A 20,864-nucleotide genomic window follows, 5' to 3' on the forward strand; every position below is an offset into this window, starting at 1 on the left:
CTATGATGTCCGACCAATATGAAGAAAGGGAGTGGATTGACCTCTTTGACCGGGACGACCATTTGCTGGGGACTTTCCAAAGGGGGGACCAATATCCGGAGGGAAGCCATAACCACATTGTCTGCGTCTTCACCCTGAATTCCAAAGGGGAGATCCTCCTGACCCGGCGGGCCATGAACAAGTCCTGGCCGGGCCTTTGGGAGAATACGGCGGGCGCCTGCCTGTCAGGGGAGGACCCCAAGGAGAGCGCCCAGAGGGAATTGGAGGAGGAGACGGGGATCTCGGCTGACCCGGATGACCTGGTCTTCCTGGGAAAACTTCCTTCCATCAATGGCCAGCACCTTCTCCACGCCTACTTCCTCCACCAGGACCTTCCCATTGAAGAGGTCCGACTCCAGGAGGGGGAGACCATGGATGCCAAGTGGGTCCCCATGGACCTCTCTTTGGTTTACGATGAGAGCCTGGCCGAACCGGTCCGTTACCGCCTCCTCTACTATTGGCACCAGCTCATTTCCTATGCCCATCCCCGGGAGGGAATGGAACCCTGGCTGGACTGGGCCAAGACCCTCCAGTTTTATGCTCAGCAGGGCCTGGAATACACGAGAGATCCTTTCGATAAGGAGCGCTTTGAAGGGATCCGGCAGATCGCTTCCCGGATGATGGCGGAGAAGACCGGGGTGACGACGGAAAAAGTTCTGGGCCTCTTTGCCGGCGACAAGGGCTACCAAACCCCCAAGGTGGAAGTCCGGGCGGCCGTTTTCCGGGAGGACCGGGTCCTCCTGGTTCTGGAAGGGCGGAATGGGGAGTGGTCCCTGCCGGGTGGATGGTGCGATGCCGGAATCAGCCTGCGGAAAAATGCCGAGAAGGAGTGCATGGAAGAGGCGGGCATCGCCGTTACCGCCCACCGCCTGGTTACTGTCCAGAATCGGTCGGAGAATGACTATAAGGAAGTCATCCCCTACGAAGTCTACAAGTGCTATGTAACCTGCCGGACGGATTGGGCCGGGAAGGTCAACGAGGAGGGGATTGAGATCGTCACAGACTTCAAGGTCAACCCCGAAACCAAGGCAGCAGCCTTCTTCCCCATTGACCGGCTCCCGCCCCTATCGTCGGGGAGGGTTAATGAAGCCTCCATCCGCCTCTGCTACGAAGCCCACCAAGCGGACCATTGGGAAAGCCGGTTCGACTGATGAACAATAAAAAACGACCTCCACTGGCTCAGGACCTGTGGAGGTCGTTTTTTTTGTTGAGTTTTTCGCCTCATGGACCGGCCATCAGCTAGTCCCAGGGGAGGGCGGCGTTGAAGTTGGCCTGGACCCATTTTCCGTCGACAAAGCGGAAGGCGACTTTCATGGTGTAGTCGTCGGAGGAAAAGGCCCCGGCTAGCTTTTCCCATAGGCTGGTTTGGGTCAGAGTCTTGGTGCAGGAGGCTTTGATGAGGACTTCGTCAGTCTTGGGGAAGGCCTGGACCCGGACCTTGTCCACGGTGAAGTGGGAATACTTCTTGAGGTCATTCTTCAGGGCCTGGTATTTCCTCTCCGCATCCTGACGGATACCATCCTCATGGAGGAAGAGGGGGGCGATGGTCTCGAAGTCCTTGTCCTGGGCAGCGGCAAGGAGGATGGTCCGGAAGTTTTTCAGGGCTTGTTGATTGAGGGCCTGGATGGCCTCCGGGCTGAGGGGGAGGTCCGCCATGGATAGGGTCTTATGGCGGTCATCCACCGGGATGACTGTTTTTACCAGGGGGACCCCCTTGCCGGAGATCTCCAGGAGATGGTCACCACGGAGGATGCCGGGCAGGCGGTAGACATCCCAACCGTCATCACCCCGCTCCGTATCCAGGAAGTTTTGGCTGACGATCTTTCCGTCAATGGAGACCTGGGCGGAGGGAGGGACCTTGACCTGGAACTCATCCAGGGCATAGGTTTCGGGGCGAACTTTCCAGTTGTCAAAGAAGAGGAAGGACCGGGTGTTCTTTTTCTCCAGGGTCAGGGGGAACTTGTAGACTTCCTGGGACCCTTCCACCATGTATTCGATAGTCAGGTCCTTTTTCAAATTCCCCTTGTTGCCTTTGATGGTGTCCATGATGAAGCCTTCGTCGATAACGGAGTAGGAGGAGACCTTGTCCAGCTGGTAGAATTTCTGGAGGATGGCCAGGGATTGGTCATTGAGCTGGAGGGATTCTTCCTCTCGGTCGAGGAGGCGGAGGGCTTCCTTGGGGGAATTGTTGGCCAGGGCAACAAAGAAGTGTTCGCTGACGGCCTGGGGGGTGAAGCGGGGTCGGAGGAGGCGTCGGCCGAAGAAGAGGATGACCAGGAAGGCCACCAGGGCCACCACTAAGATGGTCTGGTAGGCAGAGAACCCCCTCTTCCGGGGGGCAGGAGGCGGCGGGGTCGGCCGATAGGGAGCCTGAGCCTTGTCCGGATGGAAGAATTCCTCATAATAATCCGCTTCCCCGTAGGACCGGGCCCTTTCCAAATACTGGTCCGGGTCCAGGTTCAGCTTAGAGGCCTCTTCTTCAATCGGAAGCGTTTCGGCGATAGGAACTTCATCTTCCGGAGAATCGGTGACTTCCGAGACGTCCTCCTTGGAACCTATCGTGGCATCCTTATCCTTATCTTCCGTGGGGATGGGGGTCAGGGGCTGGGTGGACTCCATTTCTTCTTCCGGTTTTTCCTCCTTGTTCATGGTAGCCCCGCAGGCCCGGCAAGTTTTTTCGTCTTCCGGATTCCATGATCCGCACTTTGGACAAAACATGGCCCCTCCTATTCTTGACCGGCGACTTGGCCGGCCGCCTTGCCGTCAATGATCACGGCAAAGCCATCACCTTCCCTGTTGAGATTTGCCTCATCAGAGGCAGGATCCTCAGCAGTGGATTCCTGGGCCGCCCTCACCTCCTCGGGCAAGGCGGCCTTTTGGGGGGCCAGGGCCGGCACCCCGGTGACCTGGTGGATAACCCCGATGGCCACCAGGAGGATGACCAGGACCAGGGCAATGAGGATCAGGCTGATTTTTTTCGTATTCTCTAAAATTCGTTCGTACATAGCTGACCTTTCCGGGTAAAGATAGTGTGAATAAAGTCTTTCTTCCAGTATAGTAGATTAAGGAGGAAGTTTCTTCTTTTCATCCTCAAAATCCCTTGATAAAATTTGGATATAAATGAGAAAAAGGATCTTGAATTGACCTATGGAGGTCATTGAAGGAGTGAATATGGCAAGAGAAACCTTACCGGGTTGGGGGAAGGATAACCCCAAAATCCCCCAGTGGGTAAAGGATAACACGGATAGAGGGACCGACCCCGACCGATTGGACAACCCGTCTTTGTATGGGGAAGTGGATGATGAAGGGGTCAAGGTCTATCAACCGGGCAAGTCCAGGAAGGTCTGGAAGAAGGCCGACCATGAGGAATATGGGGATTACACCTTCGAAGAGGACCTGGACCAGGCCTACCCCCCGGTTTACGAAGAAGATTATGGGGAAGATTTTTCCGACCCGGAAGAGGATTTATTTCGGGAAGGGGCCAACAAAAAGAAGGTCGGGGCCCTGGTTGGCCTGGCCGGCCTGGCCCTCCTGGCCGTCCTCTTCTTTAGATGGAGAGGGGGCCCGCCCAAGACCCTGGTTAAGCATGAAGATTCGGGGAATGAAGTCGCCCTGGAGGAATCCCAAGAAAAGAAAGAGGACCTGCCACAGGTTGTTTGGGAGGAAAAGGAGGGGGCGGATGCCCCCAAAGAAGCGAATTATGAGGCCGACAAGCTGAGAGAACCCAACCTGTCCAATTCCGTCAAGGCAACCCGGGAGCTGTCCATCCATTATCCGGACCAGTCCATCGAAGAAGGGTCCGGGAATCCGGAGGAGTCGGGTGAGCCGGAAGCGGCCAAGCCGGATCCGGAGAAGAAGATGGCAAAGGGGAACCGGATCCTGGCCGGATCTTCTGAGAATCCTCGGATTTCTTCCAACCTTCCTCTGGCGAGTGCTTCCTCCTCCCCGGTCCCCTTTTCCCTGAACTTTTCCGGGGACCCCGACCTTTCCCGCCAGGTCTTTGTCCAGGCCGGAAAGGACGGCTATGACCTTTATAGCCGCCATGAGGCGAGTTTCCAGGGACTGACTTCGGCCGACCTCCTTTCCCGGCTTCATTCGGGAGAAAGGGGCCAGGGAGAGGATTATCCCTCTAAGCTGACCGTCCGGGTAGTTAGCCCCGAAGAGGCCCAAGCCATCGCCGCTGATCCCGACCTGGAATCCCTGGTGGAGACCTGGAAGGGGGTCGATTCGGGTCTCCGCCTGGTTCTCTACCGAAAGGCCAAGGAGGGGGCCATAGTCGATAAGGTCTTCTCCGCCATGGATACGCCGCCCCTGACCCTGGACCGGATAGAAAAGCTGGTCCAAGAGGGGACGGAGGTTAATGAGGAAGGTCCGTTTGAAGAGACCATGAGTCCGGAGGAAGAGTGGGAGAAGCTGACTGATAAGCTCCTCAATGATGCCTTCCGAGTGGAATGGGAATACAACCTTCCCCTTTACGCAGCCGGCCCCTTTGACCGCCTGGGGATCGAGGACTTGCGTAAGAATAAGCCGACAACCGAGCCGGCCTATGAGGTGGGCCTGGTGGACTTGGATAGGGATGGCCACCCGGAATACCTCATCCACGCTTCCATGCGGGGGGAGACCCGGGAAAATGTCCAGGGTTATTGGGCTATTTTGACGCCCTCTAAAGCCGGCCTCCTGGTCCAGGCCTGCTACCCCTACGGAAATGGGGACATGATTTATAAGAAGGGGGGTCTGGTCCTGACCTCCCAGTCCCGGGGGAAAAACAAGCTCACCTTCACCATCTACCGGACCGCCTATCCGGAAACGGCCGGGCAAGACCAGAGCCTGACCTTCTACCAGCCGGAGGGTTTGGGCCAGACCTTGACCTATGAGGACCTCAAGGACGACTACAAGGGCGCCTACCTGGTTCCCTACAAAGGGGGGGTCTACCTGGCCAGCCGGAAGGACTATGACGCCATGATGGACCTGGCGGAGAACGTCATCCAAGGCGGGGTCCAACTGGCCCTCTCCGGTGGGCCGAGTGAGGATGCGACCATCGTCGATGTCAACCGCTATCTCCAGAGGAACTTCCAGGAGCTCCCCCTGTCTTCGGCGGCTTGGTCGAAGGCGGTTCCCCTCTCCCGCTTCGAGGGGCGGACCGATCCTATCCGATATGAGGACCTGGCTTCGGAAGGATGAGAGGGGAGAAAGAAAAAAGCGACGCCGGAAGGAAAATTCCTTCCGACGCCGCTTTTTTGTTTTGTTAGATTTTCGTCTTACTGCCGGCTCATGCCCTCGTAAACTTCGGTAGCAGCGAAGGGGATGATGGAGAGGATCAGGGTGGGGACCCATTCCTTGAGGGTCATGAAGGACACATCGAAGAGGTCCCGGAGCTGGGGGATGTAGAGGACGATGAGGAGGAGGGCGACGCCGATGAGGATGGCGTAGTTCATGGACTTGTTGGAGAACCAACCGATCTGGGACATGGTGTAGGTGTCGGACCGGGCGGCCATGGCCCGGAAGAGCTCGGCCAGGATCAGGGTGGAGAAGCACATGGTCCGGCCCTCCGCCAGCTTTTCGGCCCCGGTCAGGCCTTGGCCAAAGTAGTAGTAGCCGATGGCGAAGGAGGTCAGGGTAGCCACGGCAATGGCTACGGCCTGGACGATGATGGACCGCTTCATCTTGGCGTCGATGATGGCTTCTTTGGGGTCTCTCGGGGGAACATTCATGATGTCAGGCTCACCGGGTTCCATCCCCAGGGCCAGGGCCGGGAGGGAGTCGGTGACCAGGTTGAGCCAGAGGAGCATGATGGGCGAGAGGGGGGTGGGGAATTGCTGGCCGCTCTTGGAGAAGATCAAGCAGATGTCGATGATCATGGCCACGGCGATGACGATGACTTCACCGACGTTGCAGGAGAGGAGGAAAGAGATGAACTTCTTGATGTTGGAGTAGATGGTCCGGCCTTCCTCGACGGCGTTGACGATGGTGGCAAAGTTATCGTCGGTCAAGATGACGTTGGCCGTGTTCTTGGCCACGTCGGTCCCCGTAATCCCCATGGCGATCCCGATGTCGGCTCGCTTGATGGCGGGGGCGTCGTTGACCCCGTCCCCAGTCATGGCGGTGATTTCGCCGTTGGCCTTGAGGGCTTCGACAATCTGAACCTTATTTTCCGGGGAAACTCGGGCGAAGATCCGGGTGGTTTTGACGATCTCCTGGACTTCTTCGGGGGTCTTATCGTTGAGTTCCCGGCCCATCATGGCCTGGGACCTGTCTTGGCAGATGCCCAGATCCTTGCCGATGGCGTAGGCGGTTTCCAGGTAGTCCCCGGTGATCATGATGGTGGTGATGCCGGCGGACTTGGTTTCGGCAATGGCCGCCTTGACTTCGGGCCGCGGGGGGTCGATCATCCCGGTCAGGCCCACGAAGACCATGTCCTTTTCGACCTTATCCGAGGTCTGGTCTTCCTTTGCCGGCAGACCGTCCCAGGTCCGGTAGGCATAGCCCAGGCAGCGGAGGGCTTGGGAGGCGAAGTCGGTGTTCATGGCCAGGGCCTTTTCTTTCAGGTCGGGGGTAAATTCCCGGACCTCTCCATTGAGGAGGACCCGGTTGGATTTTTCGATGATGATGTCGGGGGCGCCCTTGGTGAAGGAGGCGACCTTCCCTTCGAAGAAACCTTCGTTGAAGGTGGTCATCATCTTCCGGTCAGAGTCGAAGGGGATTTCCGCCAGGCGGGGGATCCGGTCCGCCAGGCCCTGGATATCCACATGGGCCTTGGCGGCCATGGTCAGGAGGGCTCCCTCCGTCGGGTCGCCCAGGCAGTCGTAGTTGCCCTCGTGTTCGGTGATTTCCGCATCGTTGGCGGAGGCGGCGATGGTGACCATGGTCCGGAGGACCTCATGTTCCCCGGCATCCAGGTTCTGGCCCTCCCTGGTGATCTCGCCTTCGGGGGCGTAGCCGGTTCCGGACACTTCCAGGACTTCGTCGTCGGTGAAGATCTTGGTGACGGTCATTTCGTTTTGGGTCAAGGTTCCGGTCTTATCCGAGCAGATGACGGTGGTGGTGCCCAAAGTTTCCACGGAGAGGAGTTTTTTAACGATGGCGTTGCGCTCGGCCATCCGGTTCATCCCGATGGAGAGGACAATGGTGACGACGGCGGTCATCCCTTCAGGAATGGCGGCTACCGCCAGGGAGATGGCGGTCATGATGATGTCGGTGATTTCATTGCCGGCGATGAAGCCCAGGATGCCGACAAAGATGGCCACGCCGATGATGAGCTTGCCCAGCTGACCGGAGAGGACGTTGAGCTTGCGCTGGAGGGGGGTGGCCTCTTCCTCGAAGGATTCGATGGTGGAGGCGATCTTCCCGATCTCCGTCTCATGGCCCGTATCCGTGACGATGCCCTTGCCGTGGCCATAGGTCACGATGGTGGAGGAGTAGGCGTAGTTGGCCCGGTCCCCAATGCCCACCTCATCGGTATAAGACGTAGCAGCGTCCTTCTCCGCGGCGACGGATTCTCCGGTGAATGAGGACTCATCGATCTGGAGGTTGGAGGATTCAAAGAGGCGGAGGTCAGCCGGAACGATGTCCCCGGTTTCCAGGAGGACCACATCGCCAGGGACCAGGTCCTCGGATTTGACCTCCATGGACCGGCCCTCTCTCACCACCTTGGCATTGGGGGAGGACATCTCCTGGAGGGCGGCCACCGAATCCTCCGCCTTTCCCTCCTGGTAGATGGAAAGGGCGGCGTTGAGGATGACGATGGCAATGATCATGATGGCCTCGACCATATCTCCGGTGAACATGGAGAAGATGGAGGCCACGATCAGGATGATGACCAAAGGATCCTTAAATTGGTCGATCAGCTTTTCAATAAAGGGCTTTTTCTTGGACTCCGACAGCTTGTTAGGGCCATATTTCTCCAGGCGGGCTTGGGCTTCCGCAGGGGAAAGACCCCGGTCGGCCTGGGTGGACAAGGCCTTCTCCACCTCCTGGACGGATTCTTGGTACCAGTTCATAAAACCTCCTTCGAATAAGGGCAAGGCGATCGATCCGGATAAGTCATCCTCGATCGCAAAATGAGGGCAGAAAAATTGCATAGCTAGATTATAACACGGCCTCTTTTATACCCCAAAGGGGACGATTCTATTATCAATAGGAAAAGAGAAAACCCCCTTTACCGGAGTTTCCGGTAAAGGGGGCATCGATTAAGCTTGTGAACGAATGAGGTTTTTTTTGAAGATCAAGATAAGAGGTGTTTTACCCACTACTCCATTGGGGTTAAATAAACGGTCTCATACCCTTCCCCCTCATATTTTTGAATCAGATCCGGTAAATATTTTTTTTGGATATCACTGGCTGTGGCAAAAGGTAATAGATCCTTTCCTGTCTCCTTCCCTAAGAGAGGAGGGTCCTGTGTGGGATCTTCCACCCTAACGAGGCCATTTGGGCCAAGAAAAACAGAGGTGTAGACTTCTGTGAGGTATTGATCGGATTCTTTTTTTACCAGAATAAGGGAGAATCCTTCTTTTTCTTGTTTAACAAGAAATGCTTGAGAACCGGAGGCTTTTTCCTTGATCGCCTCTTGAACCTTTGGATTCTCTAAGTTGCCTTCTAATTTGTTGTTTTCTCCAGGGTGACGACAAGATGTAATGGCCAGCAAAAGAACAAGTAGGAGTAAAGTAGTTTTTTTCATCATCAACTCCTTTTCTTAATACATACATTAAAACATTTAGATAAACCTTTTCCTAGATAAATTATACCTTGTTAATTCTAAATTGTAAATATTAAGTGGAGTTGTATTTCCCCCTAGCCTCAAAAAATTGATCGAATAAGGAGGATCAGCACATGCGGATCCCTCGAGCTCCACCCCCACCAATCATCTTGTCATCTCCCCCTTTCTTTAGTATTCTAATTAATTGTGATAGAAAGGAAGCGCTTATGAAAGTCCAGTCCATTTCATCGGGTTCCTCCGGAAACTGCGTCTATGTGGAGAGCGACCAAGTCTGCTTTTTGGTCGATGCGGGGAAGTCGGGGCGACAAATCCAGGAGATCCTCCAGGCAGCAGGCATCGACCCCAGGCGGTTGGATGGGATCTTTGTGACCCATGAGCATGCGGACCACATCCAGGGGGTGGGGGTCTTGAGCCGGCGCTTCCGGATCCCGGTCTTTGCCAATGAGAATACCTGGGGGGCCATGGCCAAGCGTCTGGGACGAATTGCCCCCAACCACCGGATCGTCTTCAGAAACGACCAGGCCTTTGAGTGGAAGGGACTGGAGGTCCGGGCCATCCCCATCCACCATGATGCGGTGGACCCGGTGGGCTACACCTTCACCAGCCGGGAGGAGAAGGCCACGATCCTGACAGACACGGGTTTTCTGGATGACCGGATCATGGACCGGATTGCGGACTCCAATATCTTCTACCTGGAGGCCAACCATGATGTGGCCATGCTTTTGAATGGCCCCTATCCCGAGCCCCTGAAGGAAAGGGTCCTGTCCAACCGGGGCCACCTCTCCAACCGCCAGGCAGGCCAGGCCTTGGCCGGCCTCCTTCGGGGGAAGGATGAGGTGGTCCTCTTGGCCCACTTATCCGAAGAAAATAATACGCCGGAGATTTCTCTGGCGACGGTCCGGGCTGTCCTCATGGAGGAGGGCATCGATCCCGACCGGGGGATGACCATCAAGGTGGCTCCCCGGCATGCGGCATCGAGGGTCTACACCTGCCGCTACGATCAAGAAAATTGTCCGGATGCCGGCGACATCAGCCCGGGTCCATTGGTAGAGAAAGAAAGGAGGGGATGATGGAAGACCGTCATATGGAAGACCGTCATATGGAAACCGGCCAGGACATCCTCCGCCGGAATTTCAGACCGGAGGACCTGGCCCAAGCCAACACCATCCCTGTGGGGGATGCCAAGACCATCGGGGTCCAGGTCCGGGAGGGGGAGAGCCATGAGGAAGCCGTCGCCCGGGCTTACCCCCGAGCCTATGAATACTTCGGCCGGGACCTCCTCCCCATGAGAGAGATCGAACACAAGATCCAGACCACCTACCGGATCGACACCGTGGCCAAGTTCACCAAGGCCCTCAAGGAATATGACATGCTGGCGCCGGGGGATAAGGTGGGGGTGGCCATCTCGGGAGGCAAGGATTCCCTCCTCCTGGCCAAGCTCTTCCAAATTCTCTCCCGCTATTCCAAGATTCCCTTTGACGTGGAATTTTTAGCCATGGACCCGGGCTATGCCCCCATCAACCGGGAGCTTTTGGAATTCAACCTGGCCTGGCTGGGCATCCCGGCCACCATCTACCGGTCGGACGTCTTCGAGGTGACGGACAGCGAGGAGCCCAAGGCCCCCTGCTATCTTTGCGCTCGGATGCGGCGGGGCTTCCTCTACGCCAAGGCGAAAGAGATGGGCTGCAACAAGCTGGCCCTGGGCCACCACTACAATGACGTCATCGAAACCACCCTCCTCAACGTTCTCTTCTCCGGCAACTTCAAGGTCATGATGCCCAAGATCGTCGCCCGGAATTTCGAAGATATGGACCTCCTCCGGCCCATGGTCCTGATCAAAGAGGAGGCCATCATCCGCTGGCGGGACGGGGTGGGACTCAAGGCCCTTGACTGTGCCTGCACCGTAACCCAGAAATCCGAAGGCTCCCGGCGAAAATTCGTCAAGGGCCTGATCCAAGAACTCAAGAAGGAGAACCCCATGGTGGAAGATTCCATCTTCCGCTCCGGCCAGAATGTGGCAGTTGATGCCATCCTGGGCTATGTCAACCACGGGGTCCACCACAGCTTTTTAGAACATTATGGAGATCAAACATGGGAACCCTTTTAGACATTCTTAAAGTAGCCATCCTGTCCCTGGTGGAGGGGGTCACGGAATTCCTCCCCATCTCATCCACCGGCCACCTCATCCTGGTCAACGACTTCATCAAGCTCTCCCCGGAGGCCTTTGCCAACGCCTTCACCGTCATCATCCAGCTGGGGGCCATCCTGTCGGTAGTCGTCCTCTACTTTGACCGCCTCAACCCCTGGTCCAAAAACAAGCCCCACCCCCAAAAGCCCCGTCGCTATGAGGACTTTAACGTCCAGACCAAGGTCCACTATCAGCTGACCCAAGCCGCCGACGCCAAGACTCTCCGCCTTTGGGGCAAGGTCCTGGTCGCCTGCATTCCGGCCGCCATCCTGGGCCTCCTTTTCGACGACATGATCGATGCCAAGCTCATGAACATGCCCGTCGTGACCGCCACCCTCTTCCTCTATGGGGTCCTCATCCTGGCCATCGAAAGATGGAACGCCGGCCGGGGCTCCGCTGCCTATGAAGAGGTCAGCGACCTCCCCCTCCGGATCGCCTTCCTCATCGGCTGCTTCCAATGCCTGGCCCTGGTTCCCGGCACCTCCCGGTCCGCCGCCACCATCCTGGGGGCCATGATCCTGGGCTCATCCCGGGTCGCCGCCGCCGAATTCTCCTTCTTTCTGGCCATCCCCACCATGCTGGGCGCCACCTTCCTCAAGGTCATCAAAAACCTGGGCGGCTTCACCCTCTACCAGTGGTTCCTCATCCTCCTGGGCCTGGTCCTTTCCTTCATCGTGGCCTATATCGTCATCAAGAAATTCATGGACTATATCAAGCGGAAGGATTTCGCCGTCTTCGGCTATTACCGGATCGGCCTGGCCGCCATTCTGGTGGTCTATATGCTGGTGAAGAGCTTGTTGTAGGAATCATGGTTGAGCGCCCCCCTAGTTTTCTACTAGGGGGGATTTTTTTGTCGCCATTTTACAAGAATGTCTTACCAACAGCTGAACCTTGCCCGAGCCAGGGATAAAACCCTGTTAAATAGAAAACTCATGAGTATAACAGGGTTCGGCGCCCTGACAATTGATTAGATTTCAAAATTAGCAGGGTCAAAAAAGATCCTGACAAATAAGATAATCGCAAGAATATCAGGGTCAACGGCCCTGATAATTTGCTAAATCATGAAAATAGCAGGGTGAAAAAGGGCCCTGATAATTTATCGGATTGTGAAAATATCAGGGCTTGAAACCCTGACAACTAGCGAAATGACAGGAAAATCAGGATTGAAGGATACTTAAGAATCGAGCAACTCATGAGTTCAGAGCCCGAGGCAGGAGTCACCGCCGAAGGCGGCTTGCCATCAAGGGTAGCTACCCAAACTCATGAGGAAATCAGGCCCTAGCCAGGGTGGCGGCTCCAAACAACCCGCCCGAAGGGAAATTTCCCTCCATCCCGGTCCAATATGATAAAATAAACCTAACTGTTCTGTCCTAGCGAGTGCGCCCGTGGACGACGACCAAATAGCTTAATAGGTCGCATTCGAACCGGTTGAAGCCTCCCTAGACGGAAGAACTTAAGGAGAACATATGGACCCTGCGCAAACTGACCCTGGAGCCCGAAGTATTATTAGCCAATTGGTGGTGATGTTCATCCTCATCCTGATCAATGCCTTTTTTGCGGCGTCGGAGATGGCCTTGGTGAGTGTGGATGACCACCGGATGAAGGAGCATGCGGAGGAGGGGGATCCTAAGGCCAAGCGGATCCTCAAGCTTATGGAGGATCCTTCGCGCTTTCTGTCAACCATCCAAATCTGCATCACCTTGGCGGGCTTTTTCAACTCAGCGGCAGCGGCAACGGGTCTTGCCCAATATCTGGGGGTCTGGTTTGCCCAACTGGGCCTGCCCTCGCCCTACCAGGTGGCGACGGTCCTCTTGACCGTGGTCCTGTCCTTTCTCACCATCGTTTTTGGGGAACTCATCCCCAAGCGTCTGGCCCTTCAAAATCCGGACGGCTTTTCTCTTTCCGCGGTCACCTTTCTTTGGTGGGCCTCCAAGATCCTCCGGCCCTTTGTCTCCCTCCTCTCCAACATCACCAACGGCATCCTCCGCTTGATGGGGATTGAGATTTCCTCTTCGGAAGAGCAGGTCACCATGTCGGACATCAAGTCCATCATCAACGTGGGCCAGTCCCAGGGCATCATTAACCACATCGAAGAGGAGATGATCAATTCCATCATCACCTTCGACAATAAGATGGCGGAAGAGATTATGACCCCTCGGACAGAGGTCTTCTGCATCGACATCAACGACCCCATCTCCGAGTTTTTGGATGAGCTCCTCTCCGTTCGCTATTCCCGGATCCCGGTCTATGACGATGAGATTGACAACATCATCGGGGTCCTCTACATCAAAGACTTTCTCCAAGCTGCCTACAAGTCGGGCTTTGACGGTATCAAGCTCCGGGACATCATCCGCCCCGCCTACTTCGTCCCCGAACGCAAGAACATCAACGAGCTTTTCGGGGAGATGCGGGAGGACAACTTCCACTTCGCGGTCCTCATCGATGAGTACGGGGGCTTCTCCGGCATCGTGACCATGGAGGACCTCCTGGAAGAAATCGTCGGCGACATCGACGATGAGTATGATGCGGATGAGCCGGAAATTGAAAAGGTCTCGGATAACATCTGGTACGCTAAAGGGACCCTGTCCATCAAAGAACTCAACACCAACCTGGGCAGCCGGTTGGATGAGGCCCACGAAGATTACGACACCCTGGGCGGCCTCCTCTACTTTCTCATGGGACGGATCCCGGAGGATAGCGAGCAGCCCTACGTCTATTACCAGGGGATCCATTTTATGGTGGAAGAGATTGAAAACAAGCGCTTTGCCCGAGTCCGGATCGAGTACGACCCCGAAGAGCAGGATGAGGATTCGGAAACGGAAGACAAAGAACGATTCTAAGCCAAAGACCTGCCAGCCGACCCGGGGCAGGTCTTTTTTTACGAGAAAGGGGGGGCCATGGACCCGATGGATAAAACAAGCCCGGATGACCGGGAACCTGCTGAGACCGAGGTGGTTCCGGACGATGTCGCTCCTGCGGACAAGGTGACCCCGGACCAGGACGAAGAAGATAAAGAAGAGAAAGAAGAGGAAGAAGAGAAAGAAGAGGAAGAAGAAATCTTCCCCTGGCGGGCCTATGAGGAAGAGAGCCCGGTGGACCGGGCGGAGGGCTCAGGGGAAGGTCCGGGGCCGAATCTCGCCCAGGAGCCATCGATGGTCAAGGACTTCCTTGCCGGAGGAAGGGACTTTATCCGGAAAAAATTCAAGTGGACCCTGGCCGGGCTGGCCCTTATCGTTCTTCTCTTTTTGGCGATTTCCTTTTTCCGGAACCGCCAGGTTCTGACCCAGCCTATCAAGGTGGAGGAAGCCTGGAAGAAAAAGATCCTCAAGGGAAATACCCTCTACTACCTGGAGGGGACGGAAATAGTGGCCCGGGAGGGCGGCCAGGAGCGCTTCCGGGTGGCCTTGGGCAAGCAGGTGAGTGACCTGGCCTATGGCCCCATGATCTATGCCCTGGCGGATGGAAAAATCAAGGTCCTGGACATGGATTCGGGCGAGACGGTCCATGAGAAAGAGGAGGCCAAAGCCCTCTGGCTCCAGCCCCTGGAAGACGGGGGAGTGGCTGTGGCCCTGCCGGACCGGGTCCTCCTCCTCGACCGAAATTTGGAGGTCCGGGAGGTCCAGGAAGCCCGGTCCATCCCCTATGCCTTCTATAAAACCGCTATGGGGACAGCCCGGTTGGACGGGGGTCCCATCCAAAAGGACCTGGTCGTCCAGGGTCAGGTGGAGTGGGATGTGGGGATCGCCCCCTATCCCCCCGAAGACCGGACCCTCTCTTTTCTGGCTATCCATGAGGAGGGTCGGCCCGACATCCTCCTGCCCTCCCGTCGTCCCCTTCTGGATGTCAAAGAAGGACCCAAGGGGGCCTGGCTGGTCCTTTCTGCTGACCGCCTCCTGGTCATTCGGGAGGGGGCCATGGTCCGGTCCATCCCCTTCACCAGGGTCCGAGACTGGGCTATTGGAGACAAGCTGGCCATCTTGGACGGGGCCAAGGTCCGCCTCATCGACATGGAGAACTGGGAGGTCCAGGACCTGCCTCTGGACTTTATCCCCAGCCAGCTGGCAACCTTCCAAAGGGAAATCTATGCCCTTGGCGAAGGAAAGCTGGCCCACTTAAATGGGGAGGTGAAAGAAGGCAAATTAGTCTTGAAAAAGGGCATTTCTCAACCCATCATCCAAAACCTGGATGGAGCCCCCGCTGCCGTCACCGACCAAGGGTTGGTTCCCTTGAACCGGGTGGATCTGGGCCAGGAAGAAAAGATCCCGGAAAAGACCCAAGAGAAATAGGAAAGGAGACCGCATGAGACTGGAAAACCTGATTCTTTGGATGGAGGAAAGCCTCCACCTGCCCCGAATTCTGGGCGCCCTATTGATCTCCGGGGTCCTCATCCTTCTGGCCAAGATCATCCGGGAGGTATTCTGGCGTTTTCTTTCCCAGGTCTATGCCAAGAAATCGACCTGGAAGGGGACCAACGAACGGGATAAGACCATTCTTTCCATCGCCCGGTCTACCCTGACCTTCCTGATTTACTTCTTCACCGCCGTGATCATCCTGGACCTCTTCGGCATCAACACCGCCTCGGTTCTAACGGCGGCCGGGATCGGCGGTATCGCCCTGGCCTTTGGTGCTCAGCGGATCATCGCCGACCTCTTTTCCGGCCTCTTCATCCTGGTTGACGGCGACCTCAACGTGGGCGATTGGGTGGAATTTGCCGGCAAGGAGGGGGAGGTGGTGGAAATCGGCCTCCGCCGGACCAAGATTATCCAATACACCGGAGTCCTCATCATCGTCCCCAACTCCGAGATCAAGACCATCATCAACTATCGGACGACCCGGAACCGGGTCAAGTGCGACGTCACCCTTTCCGTCCCCATCCGACTAGCTCCGGAAGAGGCTCAGGCCATCTTCCAGCCGGCAGCCCTGGCCCTCTACCGAGACCAGGGGGACTTCTTCCTGGAAGAACCCACTTACATGGGGATCGACCAGGTCAATGCCTATTCCTATCTCTACCGGATCGGCTTGGTTTCGGACTATGACCACCGCTTTGCTGCCCAGAGGAAGGTTCGGGAGGCTTGCCTCAAGGCCCTCCAGGACCACCGCCCTGACCTCCTGGGCCAGGGGCCGGTCCTTGTGGAAGGAGAGTGAGCTATGGTCAATTACCGGGTGGGCAATGTGGTCGTTCTGAAAAAAGGCCATCCCTGCGGGACGAATGCCTGGATCATCCGCCGGACCGGGACCGAAATCAAGCTGGAATGCGCCGGCTGTGGTCGGGAGGTCTGGATGGACCGGCCCGCCTTCCATAAGAGCCTGCGGAAGATTCAAAACAAGGAGGGAAAATTCGTTTCCATCCTCCACTACATAGGGGAGGATGAATAAAAAAAGGATAATCTTATTCAAGAGATGCTTCTTTTGATGCAAGGCGTTTTGTCAAACACACTGCATTAGAGAAGCTCTTTTTTTATTCGAGCTGTCATCGATGTCTTCCTTCATTACAGCTTGGAAGCCTAGCCTGGCTTATATTTGTCCTCATTTATTCCATAAAAACGTGCATATGCACATAAAATAGGAATGAATCATGAAAAGTATCTTATTTTGCGATAGAATATCATTACTAAAAAGCGTGCAATTGCACAGAAATGAGGAGCAATCTGATGGAGATTAAAAGAGATACTTACCTACAGCAGTTAATTGAGAGAAAAGATAATGGGATGATCAAGGTAATCACCGGCATTCGTAGATGCGGAAAATCCTATTTGCTCTTTACCATCTTTAAGAGATATTTACTGGAGAAGGGGGTTGGCTCTGATCATATTATTGAAATTGCATTGGACGGTATTGAGAACGAGGAATTAAGGGATCCTAAGATGTGTTTCAAGTATATCAAGGATGTGATGAAGGACGACGGGAAGTATTATCTTCTTCTGGATGAAGTACAGTTTATGCCCCGATTTGAGGAAGTGTTGAACAGTCTGCTGCGCATGAGCAATATTGATGTGTATGTCACCGGAAGTAATTCCAAGTTCCTGTCCAGTGATATTGTGACCGAGTTTCGCGGCAGAGGGGATGAAATCAGAATCCATCCCCTTTCTTTTGCTGAGTTTTATTCTGTTTATGACGGCGACTATAATGATGCCTGGGACGACTACATGACCTACGGAGGATTGCCGCAGGTTGTTCGTTTCCAAAGTGAACGACAGAAAGCAGACTATCTGAAGAACATCTTTGCTAATGTTTACCTGAAGGATGTTATAGAAAGAAATAAAATTCAAAATGTGGATGAGATTGGTATTCTGGTTGATGTGCTCGCATCTGCAATCGGCGCACCAACTAACCCTTCAAAGATTGCGAATACCTTTGCCAGCGAGCGTCAAATGACGTATACCAATAAAACGATCTCAAACCATATTGATTTTTTGGCAGATGCCTTTTTAATTTCCAAGGCAAGCCGTTACGACATTAAAGGACGAAAATATATCGGTGCAAATCTGAAATATTACTTTACTGATCTGGGACTGAGAAATGCTCGTTTGAATTTTAGACAACAAGAACCTACTCATATTATGGAGAACATTGTTTATAACGAGCTGCTGATTCGTGGCTATAATGTTGATGTGGGCATCGTAAAGATCTTTGATAAAGATAAAGAGGGCGAGCGTATCCGTAAGCAGTTAGAAGTTGACTTTGTGGTTAACCAAGGCAACCAGAGGTATTATATTCAGGTTGCCTATGACATGACTTCGGAAGAGAAGCAAACTCAGGAGTTCAACTCTTTGCGTAATATCCCAGACTCTTTTAAGAAAATCATCATTGTAAATGGCAACAAGAAACCCTGGAGAAATGATGAGGGATTTGTCATCATGGGAATGAAGTATTTTCTTTTGAATGCAGATAGTTTAAAGTTCTAAACGTTGAAGAATTCCTGCATATTTTTCCTGCCTTTCCCTTTCTCTCCCTGCCATCTTATAGAAGGAGTGGTGGGCATAGAAGCGGAAGGGATAGTCCCGAACAATTTGGTCAAAATCCAGGGCCGAAGCCAGACGGAGGAAGTCCTTCCGGGTCATGATCCGGTAGAATTCCCCGGCTTCCTCAGTGTGGAGGTAAGTCTTTGCCAATTCCTGGGCCAGGAATTCGTAGAAGGCAAACTCAATAAAGATCTGGGAGGAGAAGACAGCACAGAGTTTTCGGAGTTCCTCTTTATCCTTGTCATCAATCAAGAGATAAGCGTTGATCCAGGAATAGGGGAGGAAATTGGATCCCTGGTAGAGGAGGATGTCGGGTGGGGAAGGATTCTCTGCCCCCAGGTCTTCCAGAGCTTGGGCCAGGCCGAAGCACGTTGCCTCATGGTCGATATGGGCATCCAAAAAATTTACCGAACAAATCAGGTCATAGTCCTTGGCGACGAGGACCTCTTTGATTTGGTCGACAAAATAGGACCAGTGGGCCCGGAGGTGGGAGGTCTCCCGGGCATTGGGGAGGCCGATCGCCTTGATCACATGGAGGTCCAGGTCTTTCGCAATCTCCTCCAATTCCCGGAAGCGGACTTCCTGTCCCTGACCATTCATATTATTGGTGGTGTAGAGGAGGTCAATATCCGCCTTTCCTTTTAAGGAGAGGAAAAACTGGCCCAGGCCCAGGATCTCGTCATCGATATGGGGGGAGAGAACCAGGATTTTCTTTCCATAAAAGGAAGAAGGGTCCAGGGCCCGGGCCCGTAAGGGTCGATCCTGGTGGATTTGTCGAATCTTTTTTCGGTTATAGGCACGGAAGGGTCCCTTGAGAAGGCGGATGAGGAGACGCTTAGCGGCGACGGAAAATCTTTTGAACAAGAGTTTTCATCCTTTCTCGGTTAAGGTAACGTCTAGGCTTGGGGTCATCGGCATCCTTAACCGCAAAGACCACAGTCCCTTGGAGTGTTTTTTTGTACTGGCCATAGCTGAGGGTAAAGTCCGGATATTTTTTCCTGTTGAAGAAAAGGGCTCGGAGAATATCCTCATGGTCCTTGACCCAGAGGACTTTCTTCTGGACTTTCTTGGGGATAAAGTCGATGGGTTGGCCCAGGAAGTCCAGGTAGGCAGCCTGGAGAACATTAACTCCTGTCGGTTCAAGGGCGGAAATATCCAAATAGGTCCTGGGATTGGAGTCCAGGAAGTAGTATTTTCCATCCCTGGGGTCATATTTGAATTCCATCCCATGGAGACCATCAAAGGCCAGGGCCCGGTTGATCTTCTGGGCGGCCGGGCACACGCCGGGAATATCCTCATAGAGGCCGGCGGTTGTTGTTCCTGCATTGGGAGGGTATTGGCGAATTTTTCGGGAAGCCACTTCTCGAATGGTCTCCCCTTTTTTGACATAGGCAAAATAGTAGATGAGGTTTTGCTCGCTGCCGGGAATATACTCTTGGGCGACCAGGACTCTCCGGTCCAAGCCCGCCTCTTTTAACCTCTCGACATAGTTTTTTACCGCTTCCTCTTCGTGGAGTATGGTGGCCTTGTCAAAGCGGTCAGAAAAATGGATGGAGACCACCGGCTTGACCAGGAGGGGGAATTTCAGGTCGTGGATGTCCAGCAAATCCTTCCCCTCCTCCACCCGGCGGGACCGGGGATAGTCCACCCCGATTTCATCGAAAAGGGGGTAGAGGCCGGTCTTGTCCAGGCAGGCTTGGATGGTTTCCGGATTGTTGTTGACAATGTGGAAGTTGGGCAAGGAACCCAGGCGGGTGACTCGGAGGGCGTAGTCATCCGAGGTGGCCAAGAGGTAACCTTTCTTTCCTATAGAAGCCAGGTAGGCTCCGGCCTTTTCCAAGCCCTCCACCAGGTCATCTTGAATGAAGGTTTTAACCGCATACTTGGAGTAGCAGGCCACGCCATCTTCTTCCGCCACAATGATTCCCCCGACGCCTAGGGACCGGAAGGCACGGATGGTCCCCAGGGAGTTCATGTTGGACCCCAGGACAACCGGGATGTATTCATATGGGCATTGAGCGAGCTTCATCTTTTTATCCTTCTAGTTCAGGGGAAGTACGTCCACCCGATCGACTTCCTCTCGGATATCTTCCAGGCTGGGGAGGGAGCGGACATAGTAGGTAGCATTGGAAACGGCCTGGGCAAGTTTGAAGGCTTCCTTGGGGTCGTTGATCCGCATATAGTCTCCAATAAAGCCGGCAGCCAGGGTCATATCCGTGTGGGTAGAAGAGACTACTTTCTTGCTCGGCCCCTGGGCTTCATAGGTTTTTCGCTCCGAGGTGATGAGGAGGGAGCCCGCAAGTTCCTGGTTGATGATGACATTTTGTGCCCCCATGTCGATGCAGGTCAGGCCGGCCCGGAGGATATCCTGCTTGGTCCGGAGGTCTTCTTCCAGCATCTCGGAGAGTTCCTTGACCGTGGGGGTAATCAGGAGGGGTTTTTTGGACAAGACCTCGGGGAGATATTCGGCATTGATAATGGGGAGGAAGTTGGCCCCATTAACGACAGCAATGTCAATCATCCGGTCGTAGAGGTCGGCGGAGACATTTTTGGGCAGGGATCCGGCCAGGACGATGTAGTCTCCTTCCCGGATCCGGGAGAGGTAGAACATGAGGTCGTTGATTTCCTGGACGGTCACAATGGTCGACCGGCCCAGGACCCGGGTTTCCACATCGTTATCAAAGAGGGATACGTCGATCCGGGTGTTGTCGGCGATGTGGACAAATTGGTTGGAAATCCCGGCATTGGAGAGCTCCTCTTCGATAAATGCGCCGGTGTGGCCCCCCACAAAGCCGGTGGCCGTGGAGGGAATATCCAGAATACTCAAAATTTGAGAAACGGTAATGGCCCGTCCGCCCGCTCGGAAGCTGTCGTTGGTCGCCAGGTTGGTCCGGCCCGGCTTCAGCTCATCTAAAATGGAAATCAAATCCAAAGAGGGGTTGAGGGTAATGGTGTAAATCAC

At 54.7% G+C, this 20,864-nt stretch carries 17 protein-coding genes; 10 read left to right on the plus strand and 7 right to left on the minus strand.

All coding sequences use genetic code 11. The features are described 5' to 3' along the window. The first annotated feature begins 5 nt into the window (after positions 1-5). Entirely contained in the window at positions 6-1,190 is a 1,185-nt protein-coding gene (locus tag HGKM_RS08155) for an NUDIX hydrolase N-terminal domain-containing protein (protein WP_019133629.1), read from the plus strand. An 88-nt stretch (positions 1,191-1,278) separates the two neighbouring features. Here the strand turns inward: HGKM_RS08155 and HGKM_RS01885 are convergent, their stop codons facing one another. Together HGKM_RS01885 and HGKM_RS01890 are read right to left on the minus strand one after the other, a co-directional pair. Then, positions 1,279-2,757: a zinc ribbon domain-containing protein gene (locus HGKM_RS01885; protein WP_019133630.1), complete on the minus strand. Its 1,479-nt coding sequence runs from the start codon at positions 2,755-2,757 to the stop codon at positions 1,279-1,281. An 8-nt stretch (positions 2,758-2,765) separates the two neighbouring features. Further along, a complete protein-coding gene (locus HGKM_RS01890) occupies positions 2,766-3,044 on the minus strand; it encodes a hypothetical protein (protein ID WP_019133631.1) in 279 nt (92 codons plus the stop codon). A 166-nt stretch (positions 3,045-3,210) separates the two neighbouring features. On the opposite strand from HGKM_RS01890, the gene HGKM_RS01895 reads away from it, so the two are divergent. Then, positions 3,211-5,220 carry a hypothetical protein gene (locus HGKM_RS01895; protein ID WP_154645898.1) on the plus strand — a complete coding sequence of 670 codons (2,010 nt, stop codon included), beginning with the start codon at positions 3,211-3,213 and terminating at the stop codon, positions 5,218-5,220. A gap of 77 nt (positions 5,221-5,297) precedes the next feature. On the opposite strand, the gene HGKM_RS01900 is transcribed toward HGKM_RS01895, so the two are convergent. Beyond that, positions 5,298-8,036, minus strand: a complete 2,739-nt coding sequence (locus HGKM_RS01900) for a cation-translocating P-type ATPase (protein ID WP_019133633.1) — start codon at positions 8,034-8,036, stop codon at positions 5,298-5,300. A 248-nt stretch (positions 8,037-8,284) separates the two neighbouring features. Continuing rightward, complete coding sequence (locus tag HGKM_RS01905) at positions 8,285-8,713, minus strand: hypothetical protein (protein WP_019133634.1); 429 nt, start codon at positions 8,711-8,713, stop codon at positions 8,285-8,287. 245 nt (positions 8,714-8,958) lie between these two features. Between HGKM_RS01905 and HGKM_RS01910 the strand changes: the two genes are divergently transcribed. The 8 genes from HGKM_RS01910 to HGKM_RS01945 all read left to right on the plus strand — a co-directional run bounded on the left by HGKM_RS01910 (position 8,959) and on the right by HGKM_RS01945 (position 17,845). Next, positions 8,959-9,822: an MBL fold metallo-hydrolase gene (locus tag HGKM_RS01910; protein ID WP_019133635.1), complete on the plus strand. Its 864-nt coding sequence runs from the start codon at positions 8,959-8,961 to the stop codon at positions 9,820-9,822. Further along, complete coding sequence (locus HGKM_RS01915; RefSeq protein ID WP_019133636.1) at positions 9,822-10,859, plus strand: PP-loop family protein; 1,038 nt, start codon at positions 9,822-9,824, stop codon at positions 10,857-10,859. Before HGKM_RS01910 ends, HGKM_RS01915 begins: the two co-directional genes overlap by 1 nt. After that, positions 10,844-11,743 (plus strand): undecaprenyl-diphosphate phosphatase, encoded by a 900-nt coding sequence (locus HGKM_RS01920; RefSeq protein WP_019133637.1) that lies wholly within the window; start codon positions 10,844-10,846, stop codon positions 11,741-11,743. The genes HGKM_RS01915 and HGKM_RS01920 overlap by 16 nt, the downstream gene beginning before the upstream one ends. A 663-nt stretch (positions 11,744-12,406) precedes the next feature. After that, positions 12,407-13,780: a hemolysin family protein gene (locus HGKM_RS01925; RefSeq protein WP_019133638.1), complete on the plus strand. Its 1,374-nt coding sequence runs from the start codon at positions 12,407-12,409 to the stop codon at positions 13,778-13,780. 57 nt (positions 13,781-13,837) lie between these two features. Then, the gene (locus tag HGKM_RS01930; RefSeq protein WP_019133639.1) at positions 13,838-15,226 is read left to right on the plus strand and encodes a hypothetical protein; all 1,389 of its coding nucleotides are present in this window, start codon (positions 13,838-13,840) and stop codon (positions 15,224-15,226) included. Between the two features lie 13 nt (positions 15,227-15,239). Then, positions 15,240-16,085 (plus strand): mechanosensitive ion channel family protein, encoded by an 846-nt coding sequence (locus HGKM_RS01935; RefSeq protein WP_019133640.1) that lies wholly within the window; start codon positions 15,240-15,242, stop codon positions 16,083-16,085. Between the two features lie 3 nt (positions 16,086-16,088). Next, positions 16,089-16,316, plus strand: a complete 228-nt coding sequence (locus HGKM_RS01940; protein WP_019133641.1) for a DUF951 domain-containing protein — start codon at positions 16,089-16,091, stop codon at positions 16,314-16,316. Between the two features lie 275 nt (positions 16,317-16,591). Next, entirely contained in the window at positions 16,592-17,845 is a 1,254-nt protein-coding gene (locus tag HGKM_RS01945) for an ATP-binding protein (protein ID WP_019133642.1), read from the plus strand. On the opposite strand, the gene HGKM_RS01950 is transcribed toward HGKM_RS01945, so the two are convergent. Genes HGKM_RS01950 through HGKM_RS01960 form a run of 3 tightly spaced genes read right to left on the minus strand, consistent with a single transcriptional unit; the run spans position 17,834 to position 20,864 of the window. Continuing rightward, positions 17,834-18,766, minus strand: coding sequence for a PIG-L deacetylase family protein (locus HGKM_RS01950; RefSeq protein ID WP_019133643.1), 933 nt, complete (start codon positions 18,764-18,766; stop codon positions 17,834-17,836). The genes HGKM_RS01945 and HGKM_RS01950 overlap by 12 nt on opposite strands. Then, a complete protein-coding gene (locus HGKM_RS01955; protein ID WP_019133644.1) occupies positions 18,738-19,931 on the minus strand; it encodes a carboxylate--amine ligase in 1,194 nt (397 codons plus the stop codon). Before HGKM_RS01955 ends, HGKM_RS01950 begins: the two co-directional genes overlap by 29 nt. A gap of 12 nt (positions 19,932-19,943) precedes the next feature. Next, positions 19,944-20,864 carry a 1-phosphofructokinase family hexose kinase gene (locus tag HGKM_RS01960; protein ID WP_019133645.1) on the minus strand — a complete coding sequence of 307 codons (921 nt, stop codon included), beginning with the start codon at positions 20,862-20,864 and terminating at the stop codon, positions 19,944-19,946.

Origin of the sequence: Kallipyga massiliensis ph2 (genome assembly GCF_000311985.1) — a bacterium.
Classification (GTDB): domain Bacteria; phylum Bacillota; class Clostridia; order Tissierellales; family Peptoniphilaceae; genus Kallipyga; species Kallipyga massiliensis.

Bases quoted from the DNA above. Each gene is read 5' to 3' on its own strand.
- HGKM_RS01890 (WP_019133631.1), bottom strand. From the start codon at position 3,044: ATGTACGAACGAATTTTAGAGAATACGAAAAAAATCAGCCTGATCCTC.
- HGKM_RS01885 (WP_019133630.1), bottom strand. From the start codon at position 2,757: ATGTTTTGTCCAAAGTGCGGATCATGGAATCCGGAAGACGAAAAAACT.
- HGKM_RS01900 (WP_019133633.1), bottom strand. From the start codon at position 8,036: ATGAACTGGTACCAAGAATCCGTCCAGGAGGTGGAGAAGGCCTTGTCC.
- HGKM_RS01915 (WP_019133636.1), top strand. From the start codon at position 9,822: ATGGAAGACCGTCATATGGAAGACCGTCATATGGAAACCGGCCAGGAC.
- HGKM_RS01895 (WP_154645898.1), top strand. From the start codon at position 3,211: ATGGCAAGAGAAACCTTACCGGGTTGGGGGAAGGATAACCCCAAAATC.
- HGKM_RS01955 (WP_019133644.1), bottom strand. From the start codon at position 19,931: ATGAAGCTCGCTCAATGCCCATATGAATACATCCCGGTTGTCCTGGGG.
- HGKM_RS01945 (WP_019133642.1), top strand. From the start codon at position 16,592: ATGGAGATTAAAAGAGATACTTACCTACAGCAGTTAATTGAGAGAAAA.
- HGKM_RS01940 (WP_019133641.1), top strand. From the start codon at position 16,089: ATGGTCAATTACCGGGTGGGCAATGTGGTCGTTCTGAAAAAAGGCCAT.
- HGKM_RS01905 (WP_019133634.1), bottom strand. From the start codon at position 8,713: ATGAAAAAAACTACTTTACTCCTACTTGTTCTTTTGCTGGCCATTACA.
- HGKM_RS01910 (WP_019133635.1), top strand. From the start codon at position 8,959: ATGAAAGTCCAGTCCATTTCATCGGGTTCCTCCGGAAACTGCGTCTAT.
- HGKM_RS01935 (WP_019133640.1), top strand. From the start codon at position 15,240: ATGAGACTGGAAAACCTGATTCTTTGGATGGAGGAAAGCCTCCACCTG.
- HGKM_RS01925 (WP_019133638.1), top strand. From the start codon at position 12,407: ATGGACCCTGCGCAAACTGACCCTGGAGCCCGAAGTATTATTAGCCAA.
- HGKM_RS01930 (WP_019133639.1), top strand. From the start codon at position 13,838: ATGGACCCGATGGATAAAACAAGCCCGGATGACCGGGAACCTGCTGAG.
- HGKM_RS08155 (WP_019133629.1), top strand. From the start codon at position 6: ATGTCCGACCAATATGAAGAAAGGGAGTGGATTGACCTCTTTGACCGG.
- HGKM_RS01920 (WP_019133637.1), top strand. From the start codon at position 10,844: ATGGGAACCCTTTTAGACATTCTTAAAGTAGCCATCCTGTCCCTGGTG.